The organism is Sedimentitalea sediminis, assembly GCF_042687825.1.
Lineage (GTDB): Bacteria > Pseudomonadota > Alphaproteobacteria > Rhodobacterales > Rhodobacteraceae > Sedimentitalea.
This window is the reverse complement of the sequence record NZ_JBHUQE010000007.1, coordinates 11,599-24,831: the sequence shown is the minus strand read 5'-3', so window position 1 is coordinate 24,831 and position 13,233 is coordinate 11,599. Positions and strand designations below refer to the sequence as shown.

Sequence of the window (13,233 nt, the reverse complement as noted above, 5' to 3'; positions counted from 1 at the left end):
GCGGCACCCGGCATGGACCGGCGCCGCCCGCCATTGCGGTCCGGCCAGACTAGGAGAGGTGCCAATGACGCTGCAATCCCGAGTATTGCAGGTGACCGACCGGATTGTCGCGCGCAGCGCCGACAGCCGGGCGCAGTATTTGGCGCGGATGGATGCGGCGCGGCGCCGGGGACCTGCGCGGGCGCATTTGTCCTGCAGCGGGCAGGCGCATGCTTTTGCGGCGGCCGGGCCGGATCAGGCGGCGCTGGCCGGCGGATCCGCGGGCAATCTGGGCATCGTCACCGCCTATAACGACATGCTGTCGGCCCATCAGCCCTTTGAACGCTTTCCCGACCTGATCCGCGCCGCGGCACGCGCGTCGGGGGGCACGGCGCAGGTCGCCGGCGGTGTTCCGGCGATGTGCGATGGCGTCACCCAGGGCGAGGCCGGAATGGAACTGTCGCTGTTTTCGCGCGACGTGATCGCGCTGGCCGCTTCGGTGGCGCTGAGCCACAACACCTTTGATGCGGCTGTGTTCCTGGGGGTTTGCGACAAGATCGTGCCGGGCCTGGTGATCGCGGCGCAGGCCTTTGGCCATCTGCCAATCGTGTTTCTGCCCGCCGGGCCGATGACTAGCGGCCTGGCCAATGACGAAAAGGCCAGGGTGCGTCAGCAATTCGCCGCCGGCGAGGTCGGGCGCGAGGCGCTGATGGCCGCCGAGATGGCCGCCTATCACGGTCCCGGTACCTGCACGTTCTACGGCACCGCCAACACCAATCAGATGCTGATGGAATTCATGGGCCTGCACCTGCCCGGCGCCAGTTTCGTCAACCCGAACACCGATCTGCGCGATGCGCTGACCCAGGAGGGCGCGCGCCGGGCACTGGCCCTGAGCGCGCTGGGCAACGCCTATACCCCCGTCTGCGACATCCTGGACGAAAAGGCCTTTGTGAACGGCATCGTGGGGCTGCATGCGACGGGCGGCTCGACCAACCTGTTGATCCATCTGGTGGCGATGGCGCGTGCGGGCGGCATCCTGCTGGACTGGCAGGACTTTGCCGACCTGTCCGAGGTCGTGCCGCTGCTGGCGCGGGTCTATCCCAATGGTCTGGCGGATGTGAATCATTTCCACGCCGCCGGCGGACTGAGTTATCTGATCGGCGAGTTGCTGGGGGCCGGGTTGCTGCATCCGGATACGCGCACCATTGCCGGTCAGGGTCTGGCGCGCTATCGGACCGAGCCGAAATTGCGCGATGGTCTTCTGGTCTGGGAGGACGGCGCCGGGCACAGCCTGAACGACAAGATCCTGCGCGCGGCGCAAGATCCGTTCCAGCCGACCGGCGGGCTGAAACGCCTGACCGGATCGCTGGGTACGGCGGTGATGAAAGTGTCCGCCGTGGCGCCGGAGCATCATGTCGTGCAGGCGCCGGTGCGGGTGTTTCACGATCAGGACGCGGTCAAGGCGGCGTTCAAGGCCGGCGAATTTACCGGCGATGTTATCGTCGTGGTTCGCTTTCAGGGTCCGCGCGCAAATGGCATGCCGGAACTGCACAGCCTGACGCCGATCCTGTCGATCCTGCAGGGGCGGGGGCAAAAAGTGGCGCTGGTCACCGACGGGCGCATGTCCGGCGCGTCCGGCAAGGTGCCCGCCGCCATCCATGTCTGCCCCGAAGCGCTGGAAGGCGGTGCGCTGGCGCGGTTACGCGACGGCGATGTGCTGCGCGTTGATGCGGTGGCCGGAACCCTGGATGTCCTGACCGACGGGGTCGCCGATCGGGATCCGGTCGCGCCGGACCTGTCTGCCAATGCGTCAGGCATGGGCCGGGAACTGTTCGCGGCTTTTCGCGATCATGTCGGCAGGGCCACCGACGGAGCCTCGATCTTTGGAGGGCGGTGAAACATGACGCTGCCGCCCCGCGATGCCAGCCGGACGATCCGCGAAATCTGCGCGATGGCCCCGATCGTGCCGGTCCTGACGATCCATGACACCCGCCACGCCGAGCCGCTGGCCGAGGCGCTGATCGCCGGCGGACTGCCGGCGCTGGAAGTCACGCTGCGCACCCCGGCGGCGTTGGAGGCGATCCGTGCCATGGCCGGGATTTCCGGCGGCCGGGTCGGGGCGGGTACGCTGATCACGCCCGACGACGTGCGGGCCGCGAAACAGGCCGGGGCGACCTTTGGCGTCTCGCCCGGCGCGACCGGTGAATTGCTGGCGGCCTGCGAAGCCGAAAATCTGCCGCTGCTGCCCGGTGCGGCCACGGCCAGCGAGGCGATGGCGCTGTTGGCACGCGGCTATGACATGCTGAAATTCTTTCCCGCCGAGACGTCAGGTGGCGCACCAGCGCTCAGGGCCATCGGCGCTCCGCTACCGCAGATCGGTTTTTGCCCGACCGGCGGTGTCAATCCGGACAACGCGCAGAGCTATTTGAGCCTTGCCAACGTGATCTGCGCCGGTGGCAGCTGGATCGCGCCGCCCGACCTGATCGCCGCCCGCAACTGGTCGGAAATCGAGGACAGGGCGCGCGCCGCTGCCAGATTGTCGGCCTAGCAACGACCGTTGACCGTCAGCCGAACTCCGCCCCCCGGCGGCTGAACATGTGCCGGCTTGGCGCAAAGAAGGGGCTGTCCTATGAAGGGGCGGGCAACAGACAGGCGGGGCGGGCGCGACATGGGCATAGATGAGGTGGCTCTGAATTTCAGCCCCGGCTCGATAGCGCTGTTGAACCTCATTCTGGCGGTGATCATGTTCGCTGTGGCGATCGATCTGAAACCCGCGGATTTCCAGCGCCTGCGCCGCGCGCCCCTGCCGTTGATGATCGGGCTGGCCTCGCAATTCCTGCTGCTGCCGGCGCTGACCTTTCTGCTGGTGCTGGCCACCGCGCCGCCGCCGTCCATCGCCTTGGGACTGATTCTGGTGGCGGCCTGTCCGGGTGGAAATATCTCGAATTACATCACCCACCGCGCCGGTGGCAACGCGGCGTTGTCGGTGTCGATGACCGCTGTCGGTACGGTCGGGGCGATCCTGCTGACACCGCTGAACCTGGCCTTTTGGGGCGGTCTTTACCCGCCGACCCAGGCCATACTGCGCGCGACGATGGTCGATCCGCAGACGGTGGCGGTCACGGTAGGGCTGGTGTTGATCCTGCCGCTGGTTCTGGGCATCACGCTGAACGACCGGCGCCCCGATCTGAGCTCGCGGCTGCGCCGCCCGGTGCAGGGGCTGGCCTTTGCGATCTTTCTGGCTTTTGTCCTGCTGACGCTGGTGGGCAACTGGCAGACTTTCCGGCTGTATGCCGGTTCGGTTGCGGCGCTGGTGCTGCTGCACAACGCGCTGGCGCTGGGGGGCGGCTATGGGTTTGCCGCGCTGACCGGACAATCCGTGCCGGACCGCCGGGCCATCGCCATCGAGACCGGTATTCAGAATTCCGGCCTGGGGCTGGCGCTGATTTTCGCCTTTTTCGGCGGGCTGGGGGGCATGGCGGTGGTGGCGGCGTTCTGGGGGCTGTGGCACGCGGTTTCGGGCCTGGTCCTGGCGGCGCTGCTGCGGCGCCATGCGATCGTCTAGCGCTGCGCGTATTCATGGCCGCAGCCTGGCGCACTGGTCGCGTGACAACCGCCGGCAAGTCCGAAATACTTGCAAAAAACAAACCAGGGAGTCTCAAGATGAAATCAATCAGCTACGGGCTGGCGCTGACAGCGTTGGCCGGTTCCGTGTCGGCCGCTGAACTGGGTGCCGTGGACGAACCGATCAAGCTGGCGATCAACGAATGGACCGGCCAGCATGTGACCACGCATATCGCCGGCGAAATGCTCAAGGCCGCCGGCTACCAGGTGGAATATGTCACCGCCGGGATGATGAACCAGTTCCAGGCCATCGGCGATGGCGACGTGCACGCGACGCTGGAGATCTGGTCGTCCAACGTCTCGGATGAGTACGCCAAGCAGGTCGCCGCCGGTGGCGTGGTCGAGATCGGCGATCTGGGACTGGATGCCAAGGAAGGCATCGCCTATCCGGCGCATGTGGCCGACATCTGCCCCGGCCTGCCGGCCTGGGAGGCACTGGCCGACTGCGCCCAGAAATTCGCCACCGCCGAGACCATTCCGCAGGGCCGTCTGGTGGATTACCCTGCCGACTGGGGCACGCCGGGCGCGGATCGCATGACCGGATTGAATTTGCCGTTCAAGGCGGTGCCGGCGGGTTCCGAGGGGGCGCTGATCACCGAACTGCGCGCCGCCACGGAAAAGAAATCGCCGCTGCTGATCACCTTTTGGCAGCCGCATTGGGCAATGTCGGCCTATGACGTCCAGTTCGTCGATCTGCCGGTCGGCAACGAGGCCTGCTTTACCGATCCGGCCTGGGGGCCGAATCCGAACGCGGTGAACGATTGCGACTTTGCACCCTCGCGCATCTTCAAGGCGGCCTGGTCCGGCACTGCCGAAAAATGGCCGGCGGCGTTTGAAATCCTGTCCAACTATCAGTTGGCGGTCGAGGATCAGCAGCCGATGATGGGCGCCATCGACGTCGAAGGCGGCACGGTGGAAACCGTCGTGTCCAACTGGATGGCGGCGCATGAGGACCGCTGGCGCCCTGTCGTCGATGCGGCCCTTGAATGAGCCGCGACGTGTGAGCGACCAATCGCAACCGGCGATCTCCTGCCACCAGGTGTGGCAGGTATTCGGAGCCGCCGCCAAATCCGCCCTGACCGACGCGCTGGCGCGAACGGGCGGGGACGCGGATGCGGCGGCGGACCGGTTGCGGCAGGCCGGGCTGATCCCGGCGGTGCAGGAGGCCTCGTTTCAGGTGGCCGAGGGGGAACTGTTCGTCATCATGGGGCTGTCCGGGTCGGGCAAGTCGACGCTGGTGCGGTGCATCTCGAAACTGCTGGATCCGACGGGCGGCGAAATCCGCATTCATGGCGAGAATATCGTCACCGCCAGCGCGCAGCGCCTGATCGAATTGCGGCGCAACAAGCTGGGCATGGTGTTTCAGCATTTCGGCCTGTTTCCGCACATGACCGTGGCCGAGAACGTCGCCTATCCCCTGCGCGTTCAGGGCATGGCGCGCGCCGCGCGGCGGGCCAAGGCGCAAACGGTGATCGACCTGGTCGGCCTGTCGGGGCGCGAACACAACTATCCGCGCGAATTGTCCGGCGGCCAGCGCCAGCGTGTCGGCATTGCCCGCTCGCTGGTGACCGATTGCCAGGTCTGGTTTCTGGACGAACCGTTTTCGGCGCTGGACCCGCTGATCCGGCGGCAATTGCAGGACGAGTTCCTGCAGATTCGCGCAAAGCTGAACACCACCATCGTGTTCATTACACATGACATCAACGAAGCGCTGAAACTGGCCGACCGGATCGCGATCATGCGCGACGGCAAGATCGTGCAGATCGGCACGCCGACCGATATCGTGCTGAACCCGGTCGACGACTATGTGCGCGAATTCGCCAAGGATGTCGCCAAGGGCCGGCATGCGCGGGTGGCGTCTGTGATGCGCGGCATCGACCAGGGCCTGCACGAGCGCGGCGCGGACGATCCGGGCCTGTGCTGCGACATGACTCTGGACGCGGCCCTGGCCAAATGCATGGAACTGTACGAACCGGTGCCGGTCTGGGACGCAGCGGGCAATTGCGTCGGTACGGTGCATCCCGCCGATTTGGCCGCGGCGCTGCAGGTCGACGAGGCATGAGCATGGGGACGCAAGGCGCCGGTGCCGGCCTGACCCGGCCGGCGCCCGCGACCCGGGCGGCATTGCTGGTTCTGCTGGTCGGGGCCGCCTGCCTGTTGCTGGGGCCGCGCCTGCCATGGTTGGTGGAATGGCCCGCCGGCTGGACCGTGCCGGCCACCGACTGGGTCGGTGCGGCGCTGGAATGGCTGTTGGGCGGCATCAAGCCGGTCGCCCGCGGGTTCTCCGAGATGTTGCGCTACCCGATGGACTGGGCAGACGCCGCTCTGGCGGTGACGCCCTGGCCTCTGGTCATCGGGCTGGTGACGGCGCTGGGCTGGGCCATTGGCGGGGCGCCGATGGCCGCGCTGGGGGCTGTCGGGCTGGGGTTCGTGTTGGCCTCGGGCTATTGGGTGCAAAGCATGAACACCCTGGCTTTGGTGGCCGTGTCGGTGCCGCTGGCGCTGGTGCTGGGCATGGGTATCGGCATCCTGGCCAACGAGGTCCCGCGCCTGCGCGGCCCGGTGCAGGTGCTGCTGGACGTGATGCAGACGGTGCCGACCTTTGCCTATCTGACGCCGCTGCTGCTGCTGTTCGGCTTTGGCCCGGTGGTCGGGCTGATCGCCAGCGCGATCTATGCCGCGCCGCCCATGGCACGCAACGTGCTGCTGGGGCTGGAACGGGTCGACAGCCAGATCAAGGAAGCCGCAATCATGAGCGGCGGCAGCCGCCTGCAACAGCTGTTTCAGGTCGAGATCCCCTCGGCCGGCACGCAGATCATGGTCGGCGTCAACCAGTGCCTGATGGCGGCGCTGTCGATGGTGATCATCGCCGCAGTGATCGGCGGGTTCGACGATATCGGCTGGGAAGTCCTGTTGACCATGCGCAAGGCGCAGTTCGGGCAAAGCCTGCTGGCGGGGCTGGTGATTGTCGCCTTTGCGGTCATCATCGACCGGATGAGCGCGGCCCTGGCCTCCGAGCGCAACCGGCAGGATCAGCGCGTCACCGCCGGGCTGGTCCTGCTGGCGGTCGCGGTCACCGCCCTGTTCTGGCGCAGCCTGCCGGACCCGGCCGGGTTCACCCTGCTGGCGCCGGTGGCCGAGGCGGTGGACCGGGGGCTGGGCGCCTTTACGGCAGCCAATGGCGCGACGCTGGACGCGATCAAGAACGGCGCGATGTTCTATGGGCTGCTGCCACTGCGGATCGGTCTGGACGATGCGGTGCTGGAATTCACCTGGGGGTTTCAATGGACCCCGGCAATGAGCCTGGCGCTGTATGCGCTGGCCGCCGCCGGCGGGCTGGTGCTGGCTTTTGCCGGTCGGGCAACCGCTGGCGCCCTGCTGGTCATTGCTGTTGGCATACTGGAAACCGGCGTCGCGAACCTGGCCTGGCCGTTCGTTCTTACCGGTGCGGCGGCGCTGGCCTGGCTGGCGCAGGGGCGCAAGCTGGCGCTGATCGTCACCTTGCTGTTGCTGACGATCCTGCTGTCGGGCCTGTTTCCGCGTGCCCTGTTGTCGCTGTACCTGTCCGGCGCGGCCGTATTTGCCTGCGCCTTATTTGGCGGCGCTATCGGTCTGGTCTGCGCGGTCAGCCCGCTGGCCTGGCGCATGATGCGTCCGATCTGCGACATGTTGCAGACGATCCCCCTGTTCGTTTTTCTGATCCCGGTTCTGATGTTCTTTCAGATTGGCGAGTTCAGTGCCTTTCTGGCGATCTGCGCCTATGCCATCGTGCCGATGATCCGCTATACACGCCATGGTCTGGTATCCACCCCGACCGAGATGCTGGAAGCCGCCACTGCCTCGGGCGCGACCGCCTGGCAGACCATGCGCGACGTGCGCGCGCCCTATGCCGCGCCGACCATCCTGCTGGGATTGAACCAGACCATCCTATACGCCTTTGCGATGCTGGTGATCGCCGCGCTGATCGGCACCACCGGGCTGGGCCAGTCGATCTATCTGGCACTGGGGCAGGCCGATGTCGGTCTGGGCATCTCGGCGGGGGCGGCGATGGCGATTCTGGCCCTGATCGCCGACCGGCTGGTGCAGGGCTTTGCCGAGGAACGCCGTCGCGCCTTGGGCCTATAGGCGTGGCCCCCCCCTTGCCCCGCTGCGGGAATTCCGGCACCAATTCGGGTGGCGAACCGAACCGGGCGGTTCGCGCCGATTCAATCGCGCCAAAAGGGAGAGGGCGGTCATGACGCTGGCCTATGTCAGAACCAAAGCGCGCGGCAAAACCGACCTGCTGCTGTCCGACCTCGCGCGGCACCTTGCTGAACAAGGCGTCCGGCTGTGCGGTGTCGTGCAGTCCAATACCGCCTGTTCCGATTCCCAGTTGTGCGACATGGATGTCCGGGTGCTGCCCGACGGGCCGGTCTTTCGCATATCGCAATCGCTGGGCGCCGGGGCGCGGGGCTGCCGGCTGGATCCGGCGGCGCTGGAACAGGCGGTCGCGCATGTGGCGCAATCGCTGGCAGGGCCGGACCAACGGCGCCCGGCGCTGATGATCGTCAACAAGTTCGGCAAGCACGAGGTCGACGGGCGCGGGTTTCGGCCGCTGATCGCCGAGGCGCTGATGGCCGGCATTCCGGTGCTGACCGCGGTGAATCCGACCAACGAGGCCGCATTCCTGGCCTTTTCCGAAGGCCTGGCGCGCTGTTTGCCGGATCAGTTGCCGGCATTGCTGGAATGGGTGGCGCAACGGCCCGCCGGCGTCGCCTCCAACGTCTGAGCGCAGGACATGCGCGTCGGGCCGGCGGAGCTCAGGGGCGCGGGTCCAGATCGGACGCGGCCTGCAATTGATCCAGCAAGGCTCGTTCCAACGCGTCATCGTACCTGCGCTGGCGGACAAACTGCACCAGGCTGCCCTTGTCGGTCAGGCCCTGTTCGGCCAAAAGCACGCGCTGCCGCTGAACCTCGTCCGTCTGTCCGGTCCGGGCTGCCGCCAGATACCGCAGCAGCAACTGCGGTTTTGACGTTTCGCCGGTCAGCCGTTCCGCGGCCTGTGCGGCTGCGGTGTCGTCCGGTCCCATCGCGGCGTGAAAGGCGTGCGTCAGATAAAAGGCGCTGGGCGGTGAATGCTCGAGGGCCAGTGCCTGTTCGATCTCTGCCAGTCCCGCCTCCCACTCTCCGAAAAACTCGGCGCGCCGGGATCCGATCAGCGCCAGCGTTTCGGGATGGCGCGGGAACAGGTCCAGCAGTTTGCGCGCATGCCGTTCAGCCGCCTGCAGATCCCGTTGCGGTGCCTCAATGGCCAGAATCAGTGCCGCCATCAGCGTCGGGTTATGCAGCGGCGCCAGTTGCAGCCCGGTCTCGATCGCCGTCCCGGCCGCCGCCCATGGGTCGCGGTCCGGGGTCGGATTACGGCCGAAACGGGCCTCGTCCATATAAAGAACCCCCAACGCGGCCCAGGCCTCGCCATAGTCGGGAAAATCACGCACGACCCCTTCGAGACAGGTGCGCAGCGCGCGGTGTTCGTCATCGGTCGGGGTCGCCAGATAGTCATAGATGCCGAGAAAACACAGAAACGCATCGAGGCTGGTCTTTGAACTGCGCGCCTTGCGGGCCACGATCAGGTCGGGCGCAATGCCGCTATCCGAACCCAGGCTGCGCGCGATGCCGCTGGCGATGCGGCCCTGAACGGCCTGAATTTCTTCGACGGTCGTCGAGGCGGTATCGGACTTGCTCCAGATCAGTTGCTGGTCGGGCAGCGAAATCAGCTGGGAATTGGTCTGCAACAGATCATCCTGCCACAACAAGCCGCTCTTCAGCACGTAATCGGCACCAAAGTCATCAGGGTCCAGCGGCGACACCACCGCCACCCAGGGATAGGCCGACAGGTCGAGCGTCAATTCGGAATACAGACCAAAGGCGATCTGGTCGAGTTCCGGGTGATTGCCGCTTTTGTCAAACGGCATGACCGCAATGCGCAACAGCCCAAAGGGCGGCGCATCGTTCTGGTCGCCATGTTGCGCCGGGCGGGTGTCGGGGGGAACGACCGGGGCCGGTTGTGGCAGCACCCACACCGCCAGCCCCAGCCCCAGCGCCAAAGCCAGTGCCACGGCCACCAGCGCACCGCCGACCCCGCCGACCCGGCCAAGGCGGGAGGTGGTCTCTGGTGCCGGTTCTGGAAGGGTAAAGACCGGTCGGTACGCCCCCTTGGGGATGTCGATCACGACCAGATCGGATCGGGTGTTTTCCGCATAGAACATTCGCAAAGCGTCGCGCAGGCGGCCAATTTCCGACCGCACGATACTGTCGCTGTTGGGATCAAAGGATTCGTCGCGGCCGAACACGTCCACGGCGATGGTAAACGCCTTGATCCCGTCGCCGTCGCCGTTGCATTCGGCGGCGATGAGATAGTCCAGCAATCGCGCGCGCCGGTCCGACCGGCCCAGCCGCCCCGAGCTCTTGATGGCCTCGGCCGCCGCCTGAATCGCGGCGGTGTGATTCCCCATCGAGCCAGTCATATTGCCGTCCAGCAGGGGGCGTCGCGGCGGGGCTGGTTTGGAAAAATAATGCAGAAAATCAATTTGTTACCTTTGTCACAGCGGGGTACGTGCTGGCGTTGAGCGATGCCGCGCCGCAATTGGTGGTCACAGCCAGACGGGAAAGGACCCCATGCCGCATCATGACAAACAAACATCCCGGGACCCCTTTGTACAAGGCCCGGGCGGAAAGCTGGTGCAGGAGTTGTATCACCTGGCCGAGACGCTGCACGCCCCGACAAAGGGTCCGGCGCAGCGGCAGGCGTCGATCCGGTTGGCCGAAATCCTGAAAGGCGACAAGATGGACAAGCCCGCGCACCCGGCCGACCCGGACAGGCTTGAAACCGACGCCCGCATCGACAGGCAGACCCAGCACCAATGGGTTCTGGATGTATTGCGGGATCTGGCCGCTTATGCCGAAGATCGCAATCTCGACGATCTCAAACACATGTTGCAGGACGCGCATGACGTGGCCGCACAGATGCTGGACGACGGCTGACGCGATCCGGCGCGGGTCGGCACCGGAACACCGCCCGCGCCGGAGCGGGCCGGCGGGCGACCGCCGGTCCGCACGAGACCCGCAGGGAGGGCCGCACGGCGGGCGCGGGGGATGCAACCGGCAGGATGGCCGGACATCCCCCGGGCTTGCCGATTCCGGTCGGTGCCGGGAAGAGCACACCATTGGCGCTGCCGCCGCCCTGTGGCATTGCAGGGTGCAGGCAGGAGGGGCGGCAGCCATGTTCAAGCGCTATGCAATCTATGTCGCACCGGGCGGGGCGCTTGGCCGGTTCGGGGCTGCATGGCTGGGATGGGACATCCATGGTGGCAGAACCTGCGCGCCGCCGCCGGGTCTGGGGCTAGATCCGGCGCCGCTGACACGGCGGCCGCGCCGCTATGGGTTGCACGCAACGATCAAGCCGCCCTTTCGATTGGCGCCGGGCACCGAGGCCAGCGATCTCGGTGCATCCCTGACCGCGCTGGCCGGCGATCTGGCGCCGGTGCCGCTGGCCGGGTTACATTTGGGGCGCATGGGCCGGTTTCTGGCGCTGATGCCGGTCGGTGATCAGGCCGCGATCAGCGGGCTGGCGGCGCGGGTGGTGCGCGATCTCGACCGATTTCGCGCCGCTCCCGATGCGGCGGAACTGGCGCGGCGGCGCCCGGACCGCTTGTCGCCGGAACAGCGGCAGAACCTGTACGACTGGGGTTATCCCCACGTGATGGGGCAGTTTCGATTTCACATCACCCTGACCGGTCCGCTGGACCCCGTCACCGCAGCCAGAGCCCAAGCGGCGCTGACGCCCCATCTGGCGCCGTTGCTGACCGGCCCCTACGTGGTCAAGGCGCTGACCCTGGCGGGCGAAGATGCCGAAGGCCGTTTTCATGCGATCCGCTCTTGCCCGCTGGTCGCCGGGCGATGATCCGCGCCGCCTGTTCCGGGACAAGCGGCGATGGGTCCCGGTGACATCGGCTTGATTCTCCTGAACCGGGGACGCTATGCCAATCTGGAAAAGGGGGGGCGCCACACCTTCTGTGGCACCCGGGGCCAAGCCGGCCGCGACCCGACCCGAGCAAGGACGAAAGACCATGGCAAACCCACTCTATGACACCCTGTTCGGCCGTTATAGCGGCCAGAACAGCCCGTTTTTGCACAGCGAGGACGGCGGCCATGTCACCCATGCCGCCTTTCTGGCGATGGCGGCCCGGTTCGCGCATGTTTTTCGGGAACTCGGGGCCAAGCCGGGCGACCGGTTGGCGGTTCAGGTCGAAAAATCACCCGAGGCCCTGGCGATCTATGCCGCCTGCGTGCAGGCCGGGATCGTGTTTCTGCCGCTGAACATTGCCTATACCGCTGACGAGGTGTCGTATTTCGTCGAGAACAGCGGCGCGCGGATCCTGGTGTGCGACGGCACCCGGGCTGCGGCGCTGGGTCCGGTGGCGGCCGGTGCCGGGGCGGTACTGGAGGTCCTGAATGCCGATGGCAGCGGCAGCCTGTGCGACCGGGCTGCACACATGCCCGACCGGTTCGAGACCGTAGAGCGCACGGCCGAGGACCTGGCGGCGTTTCTCTATACGTCCGGCACCACGGGGCGTTCGAAGGGCGCGATGCTGACCCAGACGAACCTGCTGTCCAATGCCGAGGTGCTGGCCGAGTACTGGCAGTTCACCGACAAGGACGTTCTGCTGCACGCGCTGCCGATCTTTCACACGCACGGTTTGTTCGTGGCCACCAACATCGTGCTGGCAACCGGCGGATCGATGATTTTCCTGCCGAAATTCGATCTGGATCAGGTGCTGGCGGCGCTGCCCCGGGCAACGGCGATGATGGGGGTGCCGACCTTTTACACGCGGCTGCTGGGGGATGCGCGGTTCACCCGAGACCTGGTGGCGCATATGCGCCTGTTCGTCTCGGGCAGCGCGCCGCTCTTGGCCGAAACCCATGTCCAGTTCCAGAACCGCACCGGCCACCGCATCCTGGAACGCTATGGCATGACCGAGACCAACATGAGCACCTCGAACCCCTATGACGGCGACCGCCGCGCCGGCACGGTCGGCTTTCCGCTGCCCGGGGTCGATCTCAAGATCACCGATCCGGCCAGCGGCGATCCATTGCCCAATGGCGAGATCGGCCAGATCGAGGTGCGCGGCCCCAACGTGTTCAAGGGCTATTGGCAGATGCCGGAAAAGACCCGCGAGGAACTGCGCCCCGACGGGTTCTTTATTACCGGCGACCTGGGGCTGATCGACGAGCAGGGTTATGTGCAGATCGTCGGGCGCGACAAGGACCTGATCATCTCGGGCGGCTACAACATCTATCCGAAAGAGATCGAACTGGTGCTGGACGAACAGCCCGGCGTGCTGGAAAGCGCCGTAATCGGCGTGCCGCATCCGGATTTCGGCGAGACCGTTCTGGGGGTGATCGTTCCCGAGGACGGGGCCGGCCCGGACTTGGATGCCATCGCCGATGCGGTCGGAAAATCGCTGGCCCGGTTCAAGCATCCGCGCAAGCTGGTCCTGCTGCCGGAACTGCCGCGCAACACCATGGGCAAGGTGCAAAAGAACCTGCTGCGCGACCAGTACAAGGATATGTTCGCCACAGCCGGTTAGA

Annotated in this window: 11 protein-coding genes; 10 read left to right on the top strand and 1 reads right to left on the bottom strand. The window is 66.4% G+C overall.

The genetic code is table 11. The features are described from left to right. The first annotated feature begins 64 nt into the window (after positions 1-64). The 7 genes from edd to ACFMPD_RS07640 all read left to right on the top strand — a co-directional run bounded on the left by edd (position 65) and on the right by ACFMPD_RS07640 (position 8,371). Complete coding sequence (gene edd, locus ACFMPD_RS07670; protein WP_380993213.1) at positions 65-1,876, top strand: phosphogluconate dehydratase; 1,812 nt, start codon at positions 65-67, stop codon at positions 1,874-1,876. Positions 1,877-1,879: 3 nt separating this feature from the next. Then, positions 1,880-2,527 (top strand): bifunctional 4-hydroxy-2-oxoglutarate aldolase/2-dehydro-3-deoxy-phosphogluconate aldolase, encoded by a 648-nt coding sequence (gene eda / locus ACFMPD_RS07665; protein WP_380993212.1) that lies wholly within the window; start codon positions 1,880-1,882, stop codon positions 2,525-2,527. Between the two features lie 120 nt (positions 2,528-2,647). Further along, positions 2,648-3,544 (top strand): bile acid:sodium symporter family protein, encoded by an 897-nt coding sequence (locus ACFMPD_RS07660; RefSeq protein WP_380993211.1) that lies wholly within the window; start codon positions 2,648-2,650, stop codon positions 3,542-3,544. 98 nt (positions 3,545-3,642) lie between these two features. Then, on the top strand, positions 3,643-4,593 hold the full coding sequence (locus ACFMPD_RS07655) for an ABC transporter substrate-binding protein (protein WP_380993210.1): 951 nt from the start codon (positions 3,643-3,645) through the stop codon (positions 4,591-4,593). 10 nt (positions 4,594-4,603) lie between these two features. Next, complete coding sequence (locus ACFMPD_RS07650) at positions 4,604-5,665, top strand: quaternary amine ABC transporter ATP-binding protein (RefSeq protein ID WP_380993209.1); 1,062 nt, start codon at positions 4,604-4,606, stop codon at positions 5,663-5,665. Then, positions 5,662-7,728 (top strand): ABC transporter permease, encoded by a 2,067-nt coding sequence (locus tag ACFMPD_RS07645; RefSeq protein WP_380993208.1) that lies wholly within the window; start codon positions 5,662-5,664, stop codon positions 7,726-7,728. Before ACFMPD_RS07650 ends, ACFMPD_RS07645 begins: the two co-directional genes overlap by 4 nt. Before the next feature lie 109 nt (positions 7,729-7,837). Then, on the top strand, positions 7,838-8,371 hold the full coding sequence (locus ACFMPD_RS07640) for a DUF2478 domain-containing protein (RefSeq protein ID WP_380993207.1): 534 nt from the start codon (positions 7,838-7,840) through the stop codon (positions 8,369-8,371). A 31-nt stretch (positions 8,372-8,402) separates the two neighbouring features. On the opposite strand, the gene ACFMPD_RS07635 is transcribed toward ACFMPD_RS07640, so the two are convergent. Then, complete coding sequence (locus ACFMPD_RS07635; protein WP_380993206.1) at positions 8,403-10,097, bottom strand: hypothetical protein; 1,695 nt, start codon at positions 10,095-10,097, stop codon at positions 8,403-8,405. A gap of 163 nt (positions 10,098-10,260) precedes the next feature. Between ACFMPD_RS07635 and ACFMPD_RS07630 the strand changes: the two genes are divergently transcribed. The 3 genes from ACFMPD_RS07630 (at position 10,261) to ACFMPD_RS07620 (ending at position 13,232) form a co-directional block, all read left to right on the top strand. After that, positions 10,261-10,626: a hypothetical protein gene (locus tag ACFMPD_RS07630; RefSeq protein WP_380993205.1), complete on the top strand. Its 366-nt coding sequence runs from the start codon at positions 10,261-10,263 to the stop codon at positions 10,624-10,626. 238 nt (positions 10,627-10,864) lie between these two features. Beyond that, positions 10,865-11,545: a DUF1045 domain-containing protein gene (locus ACFMPD_RS07625; protein WP_380993204.1), complete on the top strand. Its 681-nt coding sequence runs from the start codon at positions 10,865-10,867 to the stop codon at positions 11,543-11,545. A 166-nt stretch (positions 11,546-11,711) separates the two neighbouring features. After that, complete coding sequence (locus tag ACFMPD_RS07620) at positions 11,712-13,232, top strand: malonate--CoA ligase (protein WP_380993203.1); 1,521 nt, start codon at positions 11,712-11,714, stop codon at positions 13,230-13,232. The last annotated feature ends 1 nt before the right edge of the window (position 13,233 follow it).